At 74.9% G+C, this 18,713-nt stretch carries 17 protein-coding genes; 6 read left to right on the top strand and 11 right to left on the bottom strand.

Going from position 1 to position 18,713, the window contains the following annotated elements; translation table 11 throughout:
* From GYH36_RS14070 to hisC, 5 genes are all read right to left on the bottom strand, one after another.
* The coding region (locus GYH36_RS14070) for a biotin/lipoyl-containing protein (protein WP_312028642.1) at positions 1–469 on the bottom strand (469 nt) is incomplete at its 3' end.
* 53 nt (positions 470–522) lie between these two features.
* On the bottom strand, positions 523–1,515 hold the full coding sequence (locus GYH36_RS14065; RefSeq protein WP_115941714.1) for an alpha-ketoacid dehydrogenase subunit beta: 993 nt from the start codon (positions 1,513–1,515) through the stop codon (positions 523–525).
* A complete protein-coding gene (pdhA, locus tag GYH36_RS14060) occupies positions 1,512–2,708 on the bottom strand; it encodes a pyruvate dehydrogenase (acetyl-transferring) E1 component subunit alpha (RefSeq protein ID WP_162290148.1) in 1,197 nt (398 codons plus the stop codon). Before pdhA ends, GYH36_RS14065 begins: the two co-directional genes overlap by 4 nt.
* Before the next feature lie 221 nt (positions 2,709–2,929).
* Positions 2,930–3,196, bottom strand: coding sequence for a DUF805 domain-containing protein (locus GYH36_RS14055; protein ID WP_203231870.1), 267 nt, complete (start codon positions 3,194–3,196; stop codon positions 2,930–2,932).
* A gap of 71 nt (positions 3,197–3,267) precedes the next feature.
* Complete coding sequence (gene hisC, locus GYH36_RS14050) at positions 3,268–4,347, bottom strand: histidinol-phosphate transaminase (protein WP_162290147.1); 1,080 nt, start codon at positions 4,345–4,347, stop codon at positions 3,268–3,270.
* Between the two features lie 193 nt (positions 4,348–4,540).
* On the opposite strand from hisC, the gene GYH36_RS14045 reads away from it, so the two are divergent.
* The gene (locus GYH36_RS14045) at positions 4,541–4,930 is read left to right on the top strand and encodes a phage holin family protein (protein WP_024839874.1); all 390 of its coding nucleotides are present in this window, start codon (positions 4,541–4,543) and stop codon (positions 4,928–4,930) included.
* 35 nt (positions 4,931–4,965) lie between these two features.
* Here GYH36_RS14045 and GYH36_RS14040 read toward each other — a convergent pair whose 3' ends face one another.
* On the bottom strand, positions 4,966–6,651 hold the full coding sequence (locus GYH36_RS14040) for a PGAP1-like alpha/beta domain-containing protein (protein ID WP_162290146.1): 1,686 nt from the start codon (positions 6,649–6,651) through the stop codon (positions 4,966–4,968).
* Positions 6,648–6,959, bottom strand: coding sequence for a hypothetical protein (locus GYH36_RS14035; RefSeq protein WP_115941710.1), 312 nt, complete (start codon positions 6,957–6,959; stop codon positions 6,648–6,650). Before GYH36_RS14035 ends, GYH36_RS14040 begins: the two co-directional genes overlap by 4 nt.
* Before the next feature lie 162 nt (positions 6,960–7,121).
* Between GYH36_RS14035 and purB the strand changes: the two genes are divergently transcribed.
* A complete protein-coding gene (gene purB, locus GYH36_RS14030) occupies positions 7,122–8,609 on the top strand; it encodes an adenylosuccinate lyase (protein ID WP_376739828.1) in 1,488 nt (495 codons plus the stop codon).
* 102 nt (positions 8,610–8,711) lie between these two features.
* Here the strand turns inward: purB and GYH36_RS14025 are convergent, their stop codons facing one another.
* Both GYH36_RS14025 and GYH36_RS14020 read right to left on the bottom strand, forming a co-directional pair.
* A complete protein-coding gene (locus GYH36_RS14025; protein ID WP_162290145.1) occupies positions 8,712–9,941 on the bottom strand; it encodes a hypothetical protein in 1,230 nt (409 codons plus the stop codon).
* Complete coding sequence (locus GYH36_RS14020; protein ID WP_024839879.1) at positions 9,938–10,348, bottom strand: PadR family transcriptional regulator; 411 nt, start codon at positions 10,346–10,348, stop codon at positions 9,938–9,940. The genes GYH36_RS14025 and GYH36_RS14020 overlap by 4 nt, the downstream gene beginning before the upstream one ends.
* 230 nt (positions 10,349–10,578) lie before the next feature.
* Between GYH36_RS14020 and GYH36_RS14015 the strand changes: the two genes are divergently transcribed.
* From GYH36_RS14015 to GYH36_RS14005, 3 genes are all read left to right on the top strand, one after another.
* On the top strand, positions 10,579–12,219 hold the full coding sequence (locus GYH36_RS14015; RefSeq protein WP_162290144.1) for a glycoside hydrolase family 10-like protein: 1,641 nt from the start codon (positions 10,579–10,581) through the stop codon (positions 12,217–12,219).
* A 205-nt stretch (positions 12,220–12,424) separates the two neighbouring features.
* Positions 12,425–12,973 carry an NUDIX hydrolase gene (locus tag GYH36_RS14010; RefSeq protein ID WP_231492809.1) on the top strand — a complete coding sequence of 183 codons (549 nt, stop codon included), beginning with the start codon at positions 12,425–12,427 and terminating at the stop codon, positions 12,971–12,973.
* Positions 12,974–13,087: 114 nt separating this feature from the next.
* Positions 13,088–14,875 carry a hypothetical protein gene (locus GYH36_RS14005; RefSeq protein WP_162290143.1) on the top strand — a complete coding sequence of 596 codons (1,788 nt, stop codon included), beginning with the start codon at positions 13,088–13,090 and terminating at the stop codon, positions 14,873–14,875.
* A 64-nt stretch (positions 14,876–14,939) separates the two neighbouring features.
* Here the strand turns inward: GYH36_RS14005 and GYH36_RS14000 are convergent, their stop codons facing one another.
* Positions 14,940–16,205 (bottom strand): SH3 domain-containing protein, encoded by a 1,266-nt coding sequence (locus GYH36_RS14000; RefSeq protein WP_162290142.1) that lies wholly within the window; start codon positions 16,203–16,205, stop codon positions 14,940–14,942.
* 133 nt (positions 16,206–16,338) lie between these two features.
* On the opposite strand from GYH36_RS14000, the gene GYH36_RS13995 reads away from it, so the two are divergent.
* Positions 16,339–17,679 (top strand): CoA transferase, encoded by a 1,341-nt coding sequence (locus tag GYH36_RS13995; RefSeq protein WP_024839884.1) that lies wholly within the window; start codon positions 16,339–16,341, stop codon positions 17,677–17,679.
* 66 nt (positions 17,680–17,745) lie between these two features.
* Here the strand turns inward: GYH36_RS13995 and GYH36_RS13990 are convergent, their stop codons facing one another.
* Positions 17,746–18,681 carry a Ppx/GppA phosphatase family protein gene (locus GYH36_RS13990; protein WP_024839885.1) on the bottom strand — a complete coding sequence of 312 codons (936 nt, stop codon included), beginning with the start codon at positions 18,679–18,681 and terminating at the stop codon, positions 17,746–17,748.
* Between the last annotated feature and the right edge of the window lie 32 nt (positions 18,682–18,713).

Raw genomic sequence — 18,713 nt, 5'->3', positions numbered from 1 at the left:
CGGCTGGCGCGGGGGACGCCGGGGCGGTCGCCGCGGGTGCGGCCGGGGCGGGCTCGGCGGCGCGGCGACGACGGCGCGCGGTCCCCGGCTCGACCGTGCCGTACCCGACGAGCACCGAGCCCGAGCCCGACGCGGCGGGCGGCACGGCGTCCGCGGCCGGTGCGTCCGCGCCGTCGGGCACGGTCGCCGCGGGGGCGGACGGGATCGCGGGCGCCTCGCCCGCGGGGTCGGTGTCCACGACGATGATCGGCACGCCGACCTCGACCGTCGTGCCCTCGGGCGCGAGGATCTCGCTGACCACGCCCGTGTACGGCGACGGCAGCTCGACGAGCGACTTCGCCGTCTCGATCTCCACGATCGTCTGGTTGACCGTCACGGCGTCGCCCACGGCGACGTGCCACTGCACGATCTCGGCCTCGGTGAGGCCCTCGCCCGCGTCGGGGAGGTTGAACTTCTCGAAGGTGGGCACTGCGTGGTCCTCCTGGTGGTCCCGGTCGTCCCGCTCGGCGTGGGTGCGCCGCGTCAGAACGCGAACGCGCGGTCGACGGCGTCGAGCACGCGGTCGAGGCTCGGCAGGTAGTCGTGCTCGATCTTCGCGACGGGGTACGGCGTGTGGAAGCCGCCGACGCGCAGCACGGGCGCCTCGAGCGAGTAGAAGCACTCCTCCGTCACGCGTGCGGCGACCTCGGCGCCCGAGCCCAGGTAGGTGGGGGCCTCGTGCACGACGACGCAGCGCCCCGTCCGGCGGACGGACTCCACGACGGTCGCGGTGTCGAGCGGGGAGATGCTGCGCAGGTCCACGACCTCGACGCTGCGGCCCTCCTGCTCGGCCGCGGCGGCGGCGCGGAGCGCGGTCGCGACGGTCGGCCCGTACGCGACGAGCGTCAGGTCGGTGCCGGGCCGGACGACGCGCGCGCGGTCGAGCACGGTCGCGCCCTCGCCGCGGCCCGCGACGTCGACCGGGCCCTTCTCCCAGTAGCGGCCCTTGGGCTCGAAGAAGAGCACCGGGTCCGGCGAGGCGATGGCCTCCTGGATCATCGTGTACGCGTCCTGCGGCGTGGACGGCGACACGACGCGCAGGCCCGCGGTGTGCGCGAAGAGCGCCTCGGGGCTCTCGCTGTGGTGCTCGACGGCGCCGATCCCGCCGCCGTACGGCACGCGGATGACGACGGGCACCTGGAGCGCCCCGCCCGAGCGGTAGCCCATCTTCGCGAGCTGCGTCGTGATCTGGTCGTACGCCGGGAAGATGAACCCGTCGAACTGGATCTCGCACACCGGGCGGTAGCCGCGCAGCGCGAGGCCGATCGCCGTGCCGAGGATGCCCGACTCCGCGAGCGGCGTGTCCACCACGCGGTCCTCGCCGAAGTCCTTCTGCAGCCCGTCGGTCACGCGGAACACGCCGCCCAGGGCGCCGATGTCCTCGCCCATGAGCAGCACCTTGGGGTCGGTCTCGAGCGACCGGCGCAGCCCCTCGTTGATCGCGCGGGCGAGGGTCAGGGTCTTGCTCTCGCTCATCGGGCCACCTCCGCGACCGGCTCCTCGAAGGACTGCTGGTAGTCGGCGAACCACGCCCTCTCGCGCTCGACCACGGCGTTCGGGGTCGCGTAGACGTGGTCGAACATCGTCGAGGGGTCGGGCGCGCCGAGCGCACGGACCTCGTCGCGCAGGCGCTCGCCCAGGGCGTCGGCCTCGGCCTCGACGTCCGCGGCGAACGCGTCGTCCCACGCGCCCTCGGCGCGCAGCAGGTTCTCGAGCCGCTCGATCGGGTCGCGGCGGCGCCAGTACTCCTCTTGCGCGCGCGACCGGTACTTGGTCGGGTCGTCCGACGTCGTGTGCGCGCCCATGCGGTACGTGAACGCCTCGACGAACGTGGGACCGCCGCCGCTGCGCGCGCGCTCCAGCGCCTCCGCCGTCACGGCGTAGCACGCGAGGACGTCGTTGCCGTCGACGCGCACGCTCGGGACGCCGAACCCGCCGCCGCGCCGGTAGAGCGGCACGCGCGACTGCTTGGTCGTCGGCTCCGAGATCGCCCACTGGTTGTTCTGGCAGAAGAAGACGACAGGCGCGTTGTTGACCGCCGCGAACACGAGCGCCTCGTTGACGTCACCCTGCGACGTCGCGCCGTCGCCGAAGTACGTGACGACCGCCGTGTCCCGCTTCGGGTCGCCCGAGCCGACGAGCCCGTCGCGCTGGACGCCCATCGCGTACCCGGTCGCGTGCAGCGTGTGCGACCCGATGACGAGCGTGTACAGGTGGAGGTTGTGCTCCTTCGGGTCCCACCCGCCGTGGTCCACACCCCGGAACAGGCGCAGGCGCGCCGTCGGGTCGACGCCCCGCACGTGCGAGACGCCGTGCTCCCGGTAGGACGGGAAGACGTAGTCCTGGGGGGCGAGCGCCCGGCCGGAGCCGATCTGGGCCGCCTCCTGGCCCTTCGCCTGCGCGTAGAGGCCGAGCTCGCCCTGGCGCTGGAGCGACGTCGCCTCGTCGTCGAAGCGGCGCGTGAGCACCATGTCGCGGTAGAGCCCGCGCAGCGCGTCGGCGTCGAGGTGGGCCACGCGCCCGCGGTAGGCGTCGGTCTCGGGGGTCGTGACGCGGGCACCGGCCGGGGTCACGAGCTGGATCAGGGGGGCGTCGTCGGGACCGCCCGCGACGTCGGGAAGGTCGGGGGGCGTGCTCGCGCCGCTGGTCCTCGCGTCGTTCTCGGTCACGCGACTCTCCTTCGGTACGGCCCGGCCGGGGCGGCCGGCCCGCTCGGGGGCAGGAGGCACCTCGCAGGGCGCCGTCGGAACCTACGTCTCCGTAGCCTACGCAAGCGTAGGCTACGTCCCCGTAGGTTGCGCTGCCGACGTGTCGCCCAACGTCTGCGACAGGAGCCTGTAGGTAACCTCCAATCCCCACCGGGGCTCCCCCGCCCGGCCGGGGGTGGGCCCTACCGCGGGTACACGCCTCCCGCGCGCAGCGCGTCGCGCTCCCGGAGCACGGGCCACCGGGAGAACGCGAACACGAGGAACATGACGACGTTGAGGATCGGCAGGAGCCCGACGAGGACCCACCAGCCGGAGTAGCCGGCCTTCTGGATGATCCGGACGTAGGCGACGAGGAAGATCACCGCGACCGCCACGTAGGCGACGACCGCGACGCCGCCGAACAGCCAGCCGTAGTCCTCCGCGAGCTGGTTCGAGTCGATGGTGTCCATGCTCGCGAGTGTTCTCGCGCCGACGACGTCCGGCAACAGGACCGCTCGGGTCCCCGCCCCGGGGGGAAGGCTCAGAGCCAGGTGGCACTCACACGGAGGAACAGGTCCGTCGCCTCCGGCTCGCCCACGCTCACGCGCAGCCCCTCGCCCGCGAACGGCCGCACGATCGCCCCGGCCGCGCGGGCCTCCTCGGCGCGCTGCAGCGTGCGCTCCCCCAGGTCGAACCACACGAAGTTCGCCTGCGACTCGGGCAGCGACCAGCCCTGGTCCCGCAGGCCCTCGACGAGGCGCGCGCGGTCCGCCACGAGGTGCTCGACGCGCTGCAGGAGCTCCTCGCGCGCCGCGAGCGACGCGAGCGCGGCGCGCTGCGCGACGTGGGAGACGCCGAACGGCGTCGAGACGGCGCGGATCCCTGCCGCGAGGCGCGGGCGCGCGACGGCGTACCCCACGCGCAGGCCCGCCAGGCCGTACGCCTTGGAGAACGTGCGCAGCAGCACGACGTTCGGGCGCTGCGCGTACACGGCGAGCCCGTCGGGCGCCTCAGGGTCGCGGACGAACTCGAGGTACGCCTCGTCGAGCACGACGAGCACGTCGGACGGCACGGCGTCGAGGAACGTCTCGAGCTCGTCGCGGTGGACCACGGGCCCCGTCGGGTTGTTGGGCGAGCACACCATGACGACGCGCGTGCGGTCGGTGACCGCCGCCGCCATGCCCGGCAGGTCGAGCCGCCCCTGGTCCGCGCCGGTGAGCAGCGGCACCTGCACGGACGACGCCCCCGCGACGGCGACCGCGATCGGGTACGCCTCGAACGACCGCCACGGGTACACGACCTCGTCGCCCGGCTGCACGACCGTCTGGAGCACGTGCGCGAGCACCGCGACCGAGCCGTTGCCCACCACGACCTCGTCCGCGCCCACGCCCAGGTGGTCCGCGAGCGCCTCGGTGAGCTCGGTCGCGTACATGTCCGGGTAGCGGTTCACGTCCGCCGCGGCGTCCGCGATCGCCGCGAGCACCGACGGCAGCGGCGGGTACGGGTTCTCGTTCGAGGAGAGCTTGAACGCCGCCGCGCCGGGCGCGACGCGCGCCCCGGGGACGTAGGCCGGGAGGGCGGAGACGGCGGGACGCAGGGGGACGCGGGGTTCGTGGGCCACGGTCCTCGATCATGCCAGCATCCGGCGGCGGTGGGCGCCGCGGGCGGACGCGTCGGACAAACCACCCGTGTGCGACAGCCGCCGCACCCTTCCCGCCGCCGACCAGGTCGGAGACCGGACCGTCCGCCGCGGCACGGTCGTCGGACCGGGATGTCCCACGGTGATCGTCGGCGGGTGATGACAGGATGGCGGCATGAGCTTCGTCGTCCGCGTCCTCGTCACCGGCCTCGCGATCTGGCTCACGAGCCTGCTCATCGACGAGCACTTCCAGATCGTCGGGTCCGACACCGCCGGCGGGAAGGTCGTCATCATCCTCGTGGTGGCGCTGCTCTACTCGCTCGTGAACGCGGTCATCAAACCGATCGTGCAGGTCCTGTCCATCCCGCTCTACATCCTCACGCTCGGCCTGTTCTCGCTCGTCGTCAACGCGCTCATGCTCATGCTCACCGCGTGGATCACGGAGCAGACGGACTGGGGCATCCGCATCGTCGGCGGGTTCTGGTGGGCCCTGCTCGCCGCGCTCGTCATCGCCGTGCTCAACTTCGCGATCTCGGCCGTCGTGCCGAAGGCGAAGAAGCGCTGACACCGGCGGGGCCCGGTTCGCGGGAGCGGGCGTCGTCACCGCACGTCACCGTCGCCCTCCGCGCCGTCCGGGCCCGGCGCGGTGAGGTCGCCGGCCCCCAAGCCCCCCGTCGTCGGGAACCCGGGCACCGCGGGCGGTGACCCCGGCGTCGTCACCCCGGGGACCGGGAACCCGGGCGCGCCGGGGAACGGCACGGCCGGGGCCCACGGGGGCGCGAGAGGCCTCGGGACCGCCACGTCCCCGATGCAGAACGTGGTGTCGGGGTCGGGGACGAGGCGCGACTCGTAGAGGAGCGGCTCGTCGGCGTCCCCGTCGAGCAGCAGCTCGACGTCCGCGAGGTGCTCCTCGAGCCCGCGGTCGCCCACCTCCGTCGCGGCGTCCAGCACCTCCTGGTGGAAGTGCACGCTGTGCGGGATCTCGAGCGGCGGGCCACCGCCCGGGGCCGTGAAGGTCCCCGTGACCGTGACCTGGTCCGGCGTCGCGCGGTTCTCGGCGCCGTCGACGCCGGAGACCCCCTCCTCACGGGCCTCCACGTGCGTGGCCGTGATGCCCGGCGGAAGAAAGTGCCCCGCGACGGGCGACCCGGCCGTCACGACGTGCCGCACCTGGTACGTCCCGACCGTCGCCGCCGCGACCGTCGCCGCGATGATGCCGCCCTGGCTGTGCCCCACGAGCACGACGTCGTCGTCCGGCCCGATCCCGGCCTGCCGCATCGCCTCCATCACGGCGCGGGCGCTGTCCGCGTCCGCCCGCACCGCCGGGTCGTCGTCCATGAGCTGGTAGTTCGACGTCATGTTGTAGACCGACCCGGGGTTGAGGAGCTGCGTGCCGGGGATCGCGACGACCCACGTGAGCGTGCCGTCGTCCTTGACGATCCGCTGGATGCTGAGCGTCGAGTCCTTCTCCAGCGCGTCCACGGCGCCGAGCGCGGACCGCACGTCCGTGGGCGTCGGCAGGTCGGGGGACGGGCCGAGCGGCCGGACCTCGGGATCGGGCAGGAACCGGTCCCGCAGCGGTTGCAGCATCCCCCGCAGCACCGAGGCCCCGTTGCCGACGGTCGGCATGCGGTACCAGGGCCGGTCGACGTCGAGCAGGCCGACCGCCCGGCTCAGCGCGCGGACGGTGGCAGGGTGCAGCGACTCCCCCGTGGTGACGAGCCGCCCCCAGGACGGTCGTCCCCCCAGGAGCGAGTCCACGAACCCGAGGACTCCCGCGGCCAGGACGGCGTTGACCCCGGCCGCCGCGGCACCGATCGGGCTGAAGCCGCCGACCGCGAGCAGACCCGCGTCCTCCCACAGGGCCTTCGCCGTCGCGTCGGCGTCGTCGTAGACGCGCACGGCCTGGTGCAGCCGCGACCCGAGACGACGGAGCTCCCGCTCCTGCTCCTGCGCGACGCCGATCGCGAGGTCGAACGCCTCGAGCGCGGCCGCGCGGGCGGCGCGGACATCGGCGGGCCAGACGCGCACCGCGTCGGTGCTCCACCCGCCGGCGGCCGCGACCGTCGTCGACGGCGCGCCGAGGCGTCCACCCCAGGTCGTCGGGCTCGCCGCAGCGGCGGACACGGACTCGCGCGCACGACGCAGCGCCGCGAGGCTCGCCCCGACGAGGTCGGCCCGCACGGTGAGCGCGACGGCCTGCGCGACGACCGCCGCCGTCTCGATCGCGGTGGGCTCCGTGCCGCCGCGCACCACGACGGTCGGCGCCGGACGGGCGTCGCTCACGACGCGACCGCCGCGGCGGCCTCGGCACGGACCCGAGCGACCTCCGCCTCGGCGGCGACCGTGAGCGCGTCGAGGCGCAGGAGGCAGCTGTCGAGGAGCATGCCGAGCCGCAGGATCCCGCTGCGGCACGTGGCGGTCGCGTCGTCGTACGCCTGCCGGGCATGGCCCGCCCACGGCAGGTCCGGGGTGACGAGCGCGGCGCCGGCCCGCACGGTGTCGTCGGACGCGGTGAGCACGGCGGTGCGCGCGGCGGTGATCTCGAACGGGGCCGCGACGCACGGTGGTGGCGCGGAGGGCGGGGCGGTCATGACGGGGACCGTACGGAAGGACGCCGCGCTCTCCTGCCGGGTTCGTGCGCAGGTGTGGACGGCCTCGTACACGGACCGTCCTGGGGACGGCCCGGCCCGGCGCCACGCCTCGGGTGCCCGGACTGCGGGAGGGGCGGGCCGCCGTCGGGCACGCGTGGGAGAATCAGGGGCGTGCCCGAGAACCCTGCCGCAGACACCCCTGCCCGCGTGTCCCTCGCCGAGGTGACCCCGCCCATCGCGCTCGGCCCGCTCGACGGCCGCTACCGCGCGGCGGTCGCGCCGCTCGTCGACCACCTGAGCGAGGCCGCGCTCAACCGCGAGCGCATCCACGTCGAGGTCGAGTGGCTGATCACGCTGTGCAACGGCGTCCCGGGCGTCACCGACGGTCCCGTCGTGCCCGGCGCGCCCCACCTCTCCGACGCGGAGGTCGCCTACCTCCGCCGCATCCCCGCGACGTTCGGCGCCGACGAGATTGCCGAGCTCGGCGCGATCGAGCGCGAGACGGTGCACGACGTGAAGGCGGTCGAGTACTTCGTCAAGCGCCGACTCGCTGCCGCGCCCGACGCCCTCGGCTCGGACACCGTGCTGCCCGGCGTCGGCGAGCTCGTGCACTTCGCGTGCACGAGCGAGGACGTGAACAACCTCTCGTACGCGCTCATGGTGCGCGGCGCCGTCGAGCAGGTGTGGCTGCCCGCCGCGACGGCGCTCGCCGACCAGCTCGCCGGCATGGCGCGCGAGCACGCCGACGTGCCGATGCTCTCGCGCACGCACGGCCAGCCCGCCACCCCGACGACGCTCGGCAAGGAGCTCGCCGTGCTCGCGCACCGGCTGCGCCGCCAGCTCCGCCGCGTCGGCTCGGCGGAGTACCTGGGCAAGCTCAACGGCGCGACGGGCACGTACGGCGCGCACACCGTCGCCGTCCCGGGCGTGGACTGGCCCGCGGTCTCGAAGCACTTCGTCGAGGGCCTCGGCCTCACGTGGAACCCGCTGACGACCCAGATCGAGTCGCACGACTGGCAGGCCGAGCTCTACAGCGACGTCGCGCGGTTCAACCGGATCCTCCACAACCTCGCGACCGACGTGTGGACCTACATCTCGCTCGGGTTCTTCACGCAGATCCCCGTGCCGGGCGCGACCGGGTCGTCGACCATGCCGCACAAGGTCAACCCGATCCGGTTCGAGAATGCCGAGGCGAACCTCGAGATCTCGTCCGCGCTGCTCGACACGCTCGCCTCGACGCTCGTGACGTCGCGCCTCCAGCGCGACCTCACCGACTCCACGACGCAGCGCAACATCGGCCCCGCGTTCGGCCACTCGCTCCTCGCGATCGACAACGTGCGCCGCGGCCTGAAGGCCCTCGCCGCGAACGCCGACCTCATGGCGGCGGACCTCGACGAGAACTGGGAGGTGCTCGGCGAGCCCATCCAGTCGGCCATGCGCGCGGCGTCCGTCGCGGGCGTGCCCGGCATGGAGAACCCGTACGAGCGCCTCAAGGACCTCACGCGCGGCCAGCGCGTCGACGCCGCGCGCCTGCGCGAGTTCGTCGCGGGCCTCGGCCTGCCCGACGACGTCGCGCAGCGCCTCGCCGACCTCACCCCGGCCGCCTACACCGGCCTCGCGTCGCGCCTCGTGGCGGACTACCTGGACTGACCCGGCCCCGCGCCGAGCACGGGGTTGCTGTCGTCATCCGGCGGATAACGACGGCAACCCCGTTCTCGTCCGCGCGCAGGGTCGTGCTCGACGGCGCGGGTGTCAGACGGCGGCCCACTCGCCCGGGCGCGACGCGCCCCTGCCCGCGCCCGCAGCGCCGATGAGTGCACGGTGCGCTGCGCGGGACTCGGCGAGCTCGTCGAGACGGTTGACGACCCACCGCGCGACGAGCGTCGCGGCCAGGGACAGCCCGACCACGCCGAGCACGTTGCCCAGGTCCACGGCCGTCGTGTCGAGCGCGCCGGACCACAGGAGGTCCGAGTGCGCGACCACCAGGGCGACCAGGACGCCCCCGAGCACGGGAGCGGCCTGGCGCACCGGCCGCACCGCCACCAGCGCCGCGACGGAGCCCACGACCGCCGCGACGGTCGCCGCCAGGGTCAGGGGGTAGCCCGGGGCCGACACCCAGACGCCCTCCTCCGCGGTGTCGGCGACGCTCCGCGGCACCGAGGCCGCGAGCACGGCCGCGGTCAGCCAGACCGTCGCCGTCGCGGCACGAGCCCCCACGGCGCGTGAGGTGCGCCGGGTGATGCTGAGCACCGCCAGGACGTAGGCCGCGAGAGCCACGGCCCAACCCGTCGCCTGGAACGCGACGGACGCGCGCTCGGCCGAGACCAGGGCGCCTGCGGCCACGACGCCCGCCGCCGCCGCGAGACCCGACAGCACCAGAGCCGTGCGCCGCAGGCCGGCGAACAGGGACACGACGGCGCCCCACCACAGCACCCACGCCGGCGCGAGCGGGACAGCGACGACCGCGAGGACGACGGGCACCCACGCCGACCAGGCGCCGCCGAGCGACAGGTCGCGCGGATCGGCAGCTCCCGCGAGCACCGCCTGCACGACGGCCTGCGTCGCGGGACCGGCAAGCAGCGCCGTCAGGGCGACCACGACCACGACACTCGCCGACGACCTCTGCCGCTCGGTCGCCCCCAAGGGCGCGAGCAGCCACTCCCGGGCGGCGGCACGCACGAGGTCCCACCGCTCGGCACGGGTCGGACGGGACTGTCCGGGCCGCGCGCCGTCGAGCAGATGGCCGAGCATCTCCGCCTCGTGCGCGCGCCGGTAGGTGTACGGGAACAGGCGCAGCAGCCGCTGGTAGTCCCGCACGAGGACCGGCGGCACGGGCACCGTCCCGGCGAGCGCCGCCGTCGGGCCGTGGTGTTCCGCCGTGGTGGCGGGGACCGCCGTCGGGCTGTGACGCCCAGCCGTGGTGGCGGACGCCGCCGGCGTGCCGTCGTCCGGCGTGACGATGGCACCGTCGTGCCCGCTCATGCCAGGACCGCCCGTCCAGAGAGGCCGTCGGCCCTCCCTCGGGCCGGACGCGCGGTCGCGCCCGACCCTGCCGACCCGACCGTGCGGCGTCGGGCGGCGAGGCGCTCGAGCGCGCGCCGGGCCTGGGCCTCGGCGCGCTCGGCCTCGGTGGCGAGGCGCTCACCGCCCTCGGGGGTGAGCCGGTAGTAGCGGCGCAGACGGGAGTCGACGACCTCCTCGTGGTCGACCTCGACGAGCCCGGCGGCGACGAGCCGGTCGATCGCGCCGTAGAGCGTCCCGGCGCGCAGCGTCACGCGTCCCGCGGAGCTCGACTCGACGTCCTGCGCGATGCCGTACCCGTGCAGCGGCCCTGCGGCGAGGGCGGACAGCACGAGGAACGCGGGTTCCTGGAGCGGTTTGGATGCCATGTCGTCGACCATACTCTCGTCACGATGGTATCCGGGAGACCCGCCGGCCCCGGCGCGTCGACCACGGACCTGCGCGCTGTCGAGCACGGGGTTGCTGCCGCTATCGGCTCTATTCCGGCAGCAACCTCGTGTTCGGCGGGACGGGTGAGAACAGCTTGGCGGAAACCTTCACAGAATCGGAGTTCCGTGAAACTATCTGCCAAACACCTCGACGACCCGGAGGATCAGCAATGACGCTCGACAGCTCCCCCACGTCCCCCGCCCCGGCGCCGGCCGGGGTCGGGCGACGGCAGTTCCTCACCCTCGCGACGGCCGGCGTCGCGGCGAGCACGCTCACCGTCACGGTCGGCTCGCTCACGCCCGCGGCGGCCCTCACCGCGCCCGGCGGCACGACGCTCGCCACGGGCGGCACGGCCCCGACGCCCCGCAAGCGCGAGCTGCGCGCGATGTGGATCTCGAGCGTCGTCAACATCGACTGGCCGTCGGCGTCCGGGCTCTCGGCCGAGCAGCAGAAGGCCGAGCTGCTGCACTGGCTCGACGTCGCGCGCGACTTCCGTCTCAACGCCGTGTTCGTCCAGGTGCGCCCGACGGCGGACGCGTTCTGGCCGAGCCCGTACGAGCCGTGGTCGCAGTACCTCACGGGCGTCCAGGGCAAGGACCCGGGCTACGACCCGCTCGGGTTCGTCGTCGAGCAGTGCCACCAGCGCAACCTCGAGATCCACGCCTGGTACAACCCGTACCGCGTGTCGATGCAGGCGGACCCGACCCAGCTCGTGCCCGAGCACCCGGCGCGGCAGCACCCGGAGTGGGTGTGGGCGTACGGCGGCAAGCTGTACTTCGACCCGGGCCTGCCCGAGGCCCAGGAGCACATCACGACCGCGATCCTGCACAGCGTCGAGCACTACGACATCGACGGCGTGCACTTCGACGACTACTTCTACCCGTACGCGGTCGCGGGCGAGACGATCCCGGACGCGGAGACGTTCACGACGCACGGGGCGGGCTTCGACCGGATCGAGGACTGGCGCCGGCACAACGTCGACACGTTCGTGCGGACGATCTCGCAGCGCATCAAGCAGACCAAGCCGTGGGTCAAGTTCGGCATCAGCCCGTTCGGCATCTGGCGCAACGCGTCGACGGACCCGCGCGGCTCGCAGACGGGCGGCTCGCAGTCGTACGACATGCAGTTCGCGGACACCCGCAAGTGGGTGCTCGAGGGCTGGCTCGACTACATCAACCCGCAGATCTACTGGCAGTTCGGCCTCGCCGTCGCCGACTACGCCAAGCTCGTGCCGTGGTGGGCCGACGTGGCCGCCCAGTCGGGCACGCACCTGTACGTCGGCGAGGCGCTGTACAAGGTGACGTCGGGCGTCTTCACCGACCCGGCGGAGCTCTCGAACCACCTGACGTTCTGCCAGGAGCAGGAGCACCCGGTGCACGGCAACGTGTACTTCTCCGCCAACCACGTGCCCGCCGACCCGCAGGGCGCGATGACCCGGGTGCGCGACGACCACTACCGCTACCCGGCCATCGTGCCCGCGATGCCGCACCTGCCGAGCACGCCCGTCCGCACGCCCGTCCTCGCGTGGGCCGGGTGGCGCGACGACGGCATCCGGGTCCACTGGACCGACGCGGGCGGCCGTCGGTTCGCGGCGACGTCGTTCGCGATCTACCGTGCTGACGGGTGGGTGAAGCACGTGGACACCGAGAACCCCGCGAACCTCGTCGCGACGCAGCGCGCGGAGGGTCGGGTGGTCCAGGACTTCCTCGACCCGACGGCGGTGCGGGGGCGCCGCTACACGTACGCCGTGACCGCGCTCGACCGGGTCTGGAACGAGTCCGCACCGAGCAAGGTCCGCTGGTCGGTGTGACGATCGTCGTGCCGGGCCTCGGCCCGGCACGATCGCCCTTCGCCGGAACTGGGGCCGCGCGAGGGGCAGGCCCGACGGCGCGTGGCTCGCTGGGTGCGCCACGCGCCGTCGCGGGTCCCCGGCGGCTCGTCGCCGTCGCACGGGACGACGTCACCGGGGCCGGAGACGTACGGGGTCGGCGTCGCACGGATGGCACAGTGGGGGCGTGACCGCACGCCCCCTCCCCGACCCGAGCACCACCACCGCACCCCGGCCGGACGCCGGCGGCGTCGCCGCGGCCCGCGCCGCCGCGACGAGAGACCCCACGCCCGGCGATCCCGCGCCCGGCGACCTCGCACCGGACGACGCCACGCTGCCGCCGCTGCGGACGGTCGGGTGGGTCAACGTCCGCGACGGACGCCTCCTCGCCGTCCGCACCACGGGCAAGGACCGCTTCTTCATGCCGGGCGGCAAGGTCGAGCCCGGCGAGTCCGACGCCGACGCCCTCGTGCGCGAGATCCACGAGGAGCTGGGCGTGCGCCTCGACCCGGCGTCCGTCCGTCCGGGCTTCGTGGCCGAGGCTCCGGGCCACGGGCTGGGCGGGCGCGTCGTGCGCATGCACTGCATGTACGCCGAGCCGGAGCCGGGCTCGCCCGAGCCCGCGCCGAGCGCGGAGATCGCGGAGCTCGCGTGGCTCACGCCCGCGGACGCGCACCGCGTCCCGCCCGCCGGCCGCATCGTCCTGGACCGCCTCGCCGGGGTTCTCGCCGGCTGACGCCACGGGGACGTGGGGAGGGATGGGGACCTCGCCCCATCCGCCTCCCGCGACGCGGCGCGTCTCCCCCACGTACGCTCCGGTGGCACGGACCGCAGCGACAGAGGGACGACCATGGGGTTCTACGGCGCCGACATCGGCGAGCTGCGCCGGCTCGCGCAGAGCCTCACGACCGCGACCGGCGCTCTCGAGTCGACACGGCGCGCCCTCGACACGACGGTCAGCGGTGCGCGCTGGGCGGGCGCGGACGGCGACGAGCTCCGCGGCCGGTGGACCGCCGAGCTGGGTCCCGCCCTCACCGCCGCGGCCGCGGCCCTGCGCGACGCCGCGGACGCCGTGCGGCGCAACGCCGACCAGCAGGAGTCCGCGAGCACCGGGGGCCCGGGCGGCGGGCCGGGCGGGTCCGGGAGCCCCGGCGCCGGAGGCAGCGGTCCCGGCGGCAGCGGCTCGGGCGGCACCGGCGCGGACGACGGCGGCGGCACCCCGGGCGGTCCCACGGTCACCGTCAAGGGCGACCGCACCGCCGGCACCGACGACTCGAGCCTCGGGCGACCCGCCACGGAGGGCACGGACGCGAAGGTCGGCGTCGGCGTCTCGCACGACCCCGAGGCCGGCTCGACGACCGTCTCGGGCACCGGCTCGCTCAAGGACTGGTTCACCGCGTCGAACGGGGCGAAGGTCTCGTTCGGGGTCACCGGGGGCGCCGCGTACACCGAGGGCGAGAAGACCGCGGACGGGTTCACCACCTACACGTCGAAGGCGGACGTCTCGATCGGCGTCGAGGGCGGCGTCTCGAAGGGCGGCACGGGCATCAGCGGCGGGTACACGACCGGCCTGACGTCGGCGTACACCGTGCGGGTGCCCGACGACGCGAACGTCACCGACCCCGGGTCCATCAACCCGTTCGACCCCCGCAGCATGCCGGTCGGGTCGTCCGTGACGATGGACGGCGGCAGCTACACGAAGACGGACCTCGACGCGGCGTTCCGGCACATCGCCGTCGAGTCGTCGGTCAAGGACGCGAGCGGCGTGACGAGCCTCGTCGAGCGCACGGGCGAGGACACGGTCCGCGTCACCGCGGGCCCGACGGAGGCCGTCGCGAACCACGCGGGCCTCGGGCTCGACCTCGACGTCGTGAAGGTCATGCTCGGCAACACGACGTCGCTCGACGGCGCGTCGCTGCGGACGGCCGAGCTCGACCTCTCGACGCCCGAGGGCCAGGCCGCCTACGACGCGTACCTCGTCACGGGCGAGCTCCCGTCGGAGCCGTCGACCGGCGTCTCGGGCACCACGACGATCGAGCGCCTGGAGTACGACTCGACGTCGACGGTCGGCTTCGACACGCCCGTCGGGGGCGCAAAGTGGGAGATCGGGCAGAACACCGGGTCGCTCGTCGCCACGACCTACCCGGACGGCAGCACCGAGCAGCTCCTCACCGCGACGTACTGCGAGCGCGGGGACTTCCGGCTCACGCAGGCGTTCGACGCGTCCGGGACGGAGGACCTCTCGGCGCGCACGTACGCGTTCGACGTCACGGCGGACGACACGTCGTCGCAGTACTTCAACACCCCGGAGTTCTCCGGGTTCTCGCCGTCGGGCGAGGTGGCGCCGGGCCAGCAGGTGACGCTCACGCTCACGGAGTCGCAGATGAGCCGGCTCTCGGAGAGCGTGCGCACCGCGGTCGAGAACGACGCCCTGAACCTCAGGACGCGGGCGATCGTCACGGACTACGACATGAACCCCGTCACGGACCCGTACCAGCTCGCGACGGGCCTCGCCCGCGCGGCGAGCTCCGACCTCGACCTCGTCATGATGATCGCGGAGATCAACGCCGCGGGCGACGGGTCGATCACCGACGGGTCGTCGGCGCGCTTCCCGGGGACCGTGAGCGTCGGCGACTGACCGCGCACCCGCGGGACGCCCGCACGCCCCGGCCCGCCGGCCGGGCCGCCCGGGCCACGCGGGCTCAGCGCGGCTTCGTGGCCGACAGGTAGGTGGTCGAGACGTAGCCCGTCCGGCCGCCCACGGTCACCTTGAGCCACCCCTTCGAGGCCGTGCCCGCGTGCGTGACCGCCGTCCCGCGGGGCAGCTTGGCCACCACGGCGGACGACGTGGACGCGCTCTTGCGCAGGTTGAGCACGGAGGCCGTCACGTACGAGACGGCGGCCTTGGGCGGCGCCGGCGTCGGCTTGGGCGCCGGCTTGGCCGCCGCGGCGGCCGGAGCGCTGGTCGACGTGTACTGCGCCGACACCCACCCCGTCCTCCCGTTCGCGGTGACCTTGAGCCAGCCGCCCGAGGTGGACAGCACGGAGAGCTTCGTGCCCTTGGCGAGCCGGGCGAGGACCGCGGAGGACGTCGTCGCCGACGCCCGGAGGTTGAGCGGGTTCGCGGTGACGTACCGGGTCGTCGTCGCGGCGGGCTTGGCGGCGGCCGGGGTGGCGACCGGCGCGGGCTTCGTCGGCCCGACGTACGCGGCCGACACCCACCCCGTGGTCTTGCCGTAGGTGACCTTGCGCCAGCTCCCCGAGCCGTCACCAGGCTTGCCGACGACGGCGGCGCCGCGCGGGACGAGGGTGAGCACCGCGGCGCTCGTGGACGCGCTCTTGCGCAGGTTCACGGCCGTCGTCGCGTAGTAGGTGCACGACGCGGGGGTCGAGCGGGCCGCGACGCGGGTCGCGTTCCGGCCGAGGTCGACGCCCTTGTTCTTGAGGTACGCGAGCGGGTCGACGTGCGCGGCGCCGGACCCGTAGGTGCCGCGCCAGACCTCGAGGTGCAGGTGGGGGGACGTCGACGTGCCGGTCGAGCCCACGTCGGCGATGCGCTGGCCCGCCTTCACCTTCTGGCCGACCTTGACGTACTTGTCGCCGTCGAGCACGTGCCCGTAGACGCTCGACACGGTCTCGCCGCCGACGGTGTGGCGCAGCACGACCCACTGGCCGAACCCGGTGACGCTGCCGGCCTTGAGCACCGTCCCGTCGGCGATCGCGTTGATCCGCGTGCCGGAGGTCGCGCCGAGGTCCTGGCCGAGGTGCCAGGTCGAGGCGTTGGGGATCGGCATGCAGCGCGGGCCGTAGTACGACGAGACCGAGTACGCGCGCGCCGCGAGGGGCGAGACCACGGTGGTCGCGGCCGCGCTCGCGCTCGGGGCCACGAGGGCCGTCCCGACCCCCGTGGCCAGCGCCGTCGCCATGACCAGGCCGACGCCCGTCCAGCGCCTCGTTCTCCGCACCATCTCGTCCCCCTGAAAAGCACCCGTTCGTCCGGCGTGTCGGGTTGACACGCCGTCAGCACGGTACGTGAGCGTTCACACCGGCGCGCGGCGAGCGCGGGTGAATCGTGGCCGCGGCCAGGGGTACCGTCGGGCCATGACGACGACGTCGGGTCCCGGCACGCCCGGGCTGCTCGCCGCGACGCTGCCCGTCCTGGACCTCGCGGTCGCGTCGGTGGCCGCGGTGCAGGACGCGGCGGCGCGCGCGGGCCGGACCGCCCCCGCTCCACCGCCCGACCCGGAGCGCGTCGCGGCGGCGTTCGCGAGCGACCGCCTCCTGCGCGTCGACGGGGAGCCTGTGGACGGCTTCGCGCCGCTCTCGGGGTTCTTCCGCGCCGCGGACGGCTGGGTCCGCACGCACGCCAACTACCCGCACCACCGCGCGCGGCTGCTCGCGCTCCTCGTCCTCCCCCACGGCACCGCCGCGAACCCGACGCGCGACGACGTGACCGCGGCGCTCGCGGAGCGGTCGGCGCAGGACGTCGAGGACGCCGCCGCGGCGACGGGCGCGATCGCCGTGCGCGTGCGCACCGAGGACGAGTGGCGCGCGTCGGCACCCGGCCGGGCGGCGGCGTCGGGCACCCCGGTGCGCACGGCGGTGCGCGACGACGACGGCGCCGCTCGACCGCTCGACCGCGGACCGCGCCCGCTCGCGGGGGTCCGGGTGCTCGACCTCACGCGCGTCATCGCGGGTCCGGTCGCGACCCGCACGCTCGCGCTGCTCGGCGCCGACGTGCTGCGCCTCGACCCGCCGAGGCTCCCCGAGATCGAGGTGCAGCACCTCGACACGGGCCAGGGCAAGCGGTCCGCGCTGCTCGACCTCGCGACCCGCGACGGCCGCACCCGCGCGCAGGAGCTGCTCGACGCGGCGGACGTCCTGGTCACGGGCTACCGGCCCGGGGCGGTCGAGGCGTTCGGGCTGGGCCTCCCGCCCGGCGCGGTCCGCGCGCGCGTCACGGCCTGGGGCGACGACGGCCCGTGGGCCGGGCGTCGCGGCTTCGACTCGATCGTCCAGGCGGCGAGCGGGATCGCGCTCGTCGAAGGCTCGCGGGACGGGGCGACGAGCCCGCCCGCGAGCGCGACACCCGGCGCGCTGCCCGCCCAGGCGCTCGACCACGCGACGGGGTACCTCGTCGCCGCGGCGGTCGTCGACGCGCTCGCCGGGCGCGCGGCCGACGGCCGCGGGCGCGACGTGGACGGCGCCCTCGCCCGCACCGCGCACGCGCTGCTCGTCGCGCCCCGACGCGACCCGGCGCACGGGGAGCCGCGCACGCCCGGGCCGCGCTGCGTCGTCGCGCACCGGGCGCTGCTCGACGGCCGGGCGGTCACCCTGACGACGACCCGGCCGGCGCTCGACCGCCTCGCCGGCGAGGGGGTCGACGACTACGCCGCGCCCGCGCGCCCGTGGGGCCAGGACGACCCGGCCTGGCCCGCCTGACGCGCCGCCTCCCGCCTGCAGGGACGGGCGCACCGGCTCGCGGGCCGGGCGCGGCGGCGCGGCGGGTCAGAAGTGGTCGAGGCGACGCAGGATCGCGCCCTCCCGCAGCGCCCACGGGCAGATCTCGACCTCGTCGACGCCGAGCGCGCGCATGGTCTCGACGGCGACGACGCCGCCTGCGACGATCTGGAACGTGCGCTCGGGCGTGATGCCGGGCAGCGCGGTGCGCCCCTCGGCGCTGATGCGCGCGAGCCGCGGCACCCAGTCCGCGAGCTGCGACCGCCGCATGCGCCACCGGTCGTCCGGGCCGACGGACTCCACCTGCATGCCCGCGAGGCGCGCGAGCGAGCGGAACGTCTTCGACGTCGCGACGACGTGGTCGGGCGCCGGGAGCGCGGCGAAGGCCTCGACCGTGGGCGCAAGGGTCGCGCGCACGTGCTCGCGCAGCGCGTCGACGTGCTCGGGGGCGGGCGGGTCGTCGCGTAGGTAAGCCATGGTCGTGCGCCCCGCGCCGAGCGGGAGCGAGACCGCGAGATCGGGCTCCTCGTCGACGCCCGACGCGATCTCGAGCGACCCGCCGCCGATGTCGAGGACGAGGAGGCGTCCGGCGGCCCAGCCGTGCCACCGGCGTGCCGCGAGGAACGTCAGGCGCGACTCGTCCTCGCCCGACAGCACGCGCACCGGCTGCCCCACACGCTCGCCGATCGCGGCGAGCACCTCGGGCCCGTTGGTCGCGTCGCGCAGCGCCGACGTCGCCATGGGGAGCATCTCGTCGACCGCGGACTCGCGCGCGAGCGCCATCGCGTCGTCGACGGCGGCGAGCATCGCGGCCACGCCCTCGGCGGACAGCGAGCCGTCGGGCTGGAGGTACCGCATGATGCGGACGACCGTCCGCGCGCCGGCCGCCTGCACGGGTCGCGCCGCGTACGCGGCGTCGACGACGGCGAGGTGCACGGTGTTCGAGCCGATGTCGAGGACGCCGAGTCGCGTGGTGGGGCTCACGCGCCGAGCCTAGTGGCGCCACCACCCGCCGC

Origin of the sequence: Cellulosimicrobium composti (assembly GCF_010287905.1) — a bacterium.
Taxonomy (GTDB): Bacteria; Actinomycetota; Actinomycetes; order Actinomycetales; family Cellulomonadaceae; genus Cellulosimicrobium; species Cellulosimicrobium composti.
The sequence above is the reverse complement of the archived record's forward strand: the minus strand, read 5'-3'. Positions and strand labels throughout refer to the sequence as shown.